Genomic DNA, 2,158 nt, shown 5'->3' with positions numbered 1-2,158 from the left:
TGTTGGCGAATGCGTTGGAGCGATTGAGGCGAGGTCAGCGTTCAGGCTGTAAGGGCTTGGGTCCAGACCTGGAGGATTCCCATGTCGCTCCACCCGATCGTGAGCGGTGAGGTTCCAGCTTCAACCGCAACCGTTGCCCGCGCGGCCTTTCCCCGTGGCAATCCCTATCTGCTCTTGCGCGACCGGCTCGGGACGATTTTCACCGATGCCCAGTTCGCGCCTCTCTTCGCCCACTGCGGCCAGCCGGCGGAATGTCCGTGGCGGTTGGCCCTTGTGACCCTGCTCCAGTTCGCTGAGAACCTCTCTGACCGCCGTGCGGCTGATGCTGTCCGCAGCCGTATCGACTGGAAGTATCTGCTGGGACTGGAACTGACCGATCCTGGCTTCGATGCCTCGGTCCTGAGCGAGTTCCGCGGCCGCCTCGTCGCCGGAGAGGCGGAAGAGCATCTGCTCGACACCCTCCTGACCCTCTGCCGCGATCTCAAGCTGGTGAGCGCCCGGGGTCGACAGCGCACCGACTCCACGCATGTGCTCGGGGCGGTCCGCTCCCTGAACCGTCTCGAATGCGTGACCGAGACCCTGCGGGCTGCCCTCAATGCCTTGGCGACAGCGGCCCCCGAGTGGCTGCGCAGGCAAGCCGATCCGGCCTGGGTGGAACGCTATCGCCGGCGGGCTGGCGATGGTGACGTGCCGCAAGGCGAGGCAAAGCGGCGCGCCCATGCCGAGCAGATCGGTCGCGACGGTCATCAGTTGCTTGCGGCCATCATGGCTCCTGATGCGCCGATATGGCTGCGGCAGATCCCGGCCGTTGAGTTGCTGCGGCAGGCGTGGCTTCAGAACTTCTCCATCATTGACGATGCCCCGGCGGTCGGACCTGAGGTCGCCCCCTTGGTGCGATGGCGGACCGACCATGAGGGATTTCCACCCTCCCTGCTGATGGCCGGATCACCCTACGATCCAGAGGTCCATTATGCCAAGAAGGGGACGACGACCTGGATTGGCTACAAGGTTCATCTGACCGAGGCTTGTGACGAGGGTGGCCCGCACCTGATCATGCACGTGGAGACCACGCCGGCACCGGTCGTGGATCGCCATGCCCTCAACACCATTTATGAGGGGCTCAAGGCCAAGGGTCTGCTGCCCGACACCCATCTTGTCGATGCTGGTTATGTCGCGGCCGATCAGCTCGTCGCCAGTCGCCGGAACTATGGCGTCACGCTCCTGGGGCCGGCTCCCCAGAATTATCAGTGGCAGACCCAATCCGGTGAGGGCTTCACCTTGCAGGACTTCATCTTCGATTGGGATCGGCAAGTCGCGATCTGCCCGGCCGGGCACGAGAGCCGGAGCTGGCGTCCCGATTACTGGCAGGGACGGACGGCCTTCAAGGTGCGCTTCTCCACGACCCACTGTCGCCCCTGCCCATTGAAGGCACAGTGTACCCGGAGCGACAGGCGCCTTCTGACGCTGCGCCCTCAGGAGGAGCACGAGACCCTTGCAGCGGCTCGCGAACGCGAGGCGCAGCCTGCCTTCAAGCAGGACTATCAACAGGGCGCCGGGATTGAGGGCACAATCTCGGCCGGGGTCCGGGTCCTGCATCTGCGGCGCTCGCGCTACATCGGACTTGCCAAGACGCATCTCCAGCACGTGCTGACGGCGGCCATGAACCTCATCCGGATCGCTGCCTGGCACGGCGGCACGCCGCTCGCCCGAACCCGGCAATCCGCATTTACCAGGCTCATGATGGCCCCTATCCCAGCATGATGAATTCGCCAACAGTATCTTTTCCGAGACAAGTCCAGCTTAGGCATTGTGCGGAAAAGCGGATCCGCTTTTCCGTAGCGCGCGATGCGCTACTTGAAAATGAAGACTGGATCAATCCCCGAAAGTTGAATCCACTTTTGGGTCCGATGCTCTTGACCGATTGTCCGTATCAGGGGCAGCTTAGCGCGGTCCATGTGCGCCAGCGCACATAAGCGGGGTTTTTGATTGGTCATGATCCTGACATGGTAAGGCGTGTTGCATCCTCCGAGGCGTTGCAGGTCCGATTTTGGGGCACACGCGGTTCCACCTGCGCGTCCGGGCCTCAATACGTCGAGTTCGGATCGCACACGCCCTGCGTCGAGGTCCGATGCGGCGAGCGTCTCTTCATCCTCGATGC

General features: G+C 63.3%; 1 protein-coding gene and 1 pseudogene. Both read left to right on the top strand.

The annotated features are described in order from the left end of the window. Positions 1–81: 81 nt before the first annotated feature. Positions 82–1,761 (top strand): IS1182 family transposase, encoded by a 1,680-nt coding sequence (locus tag OC446_RS30110; RefSeq protein ID WP_262032552.1) that lies wholly within the window; start codon positions 82–84, stop codon positions 1,759–1,761. A gap of 242 nt (positions 1,762–2,003) precedes the next feature. Next, positions 2,004–2,158, top strand: a pseudogene (locus OC446_RS30105) (MBL fold metallo-hydrolase); the annotation flags it as partial.

It is taken from the genome of Microvirga sp. Mcv34, assembly GCF_024519725.1.
Taxonomy (GTDB): domain Bacteria; phylum Pseudomonadota; class Alphaproteobacteria; order Rhizobiales; family Beijerinckiaceae; genus Microvirga.
The sequence above is the reverse complement of the archived record's forward strand: the minus strand, read 5'-3'. Positions and strand labels throughout refer to the sequence as shown.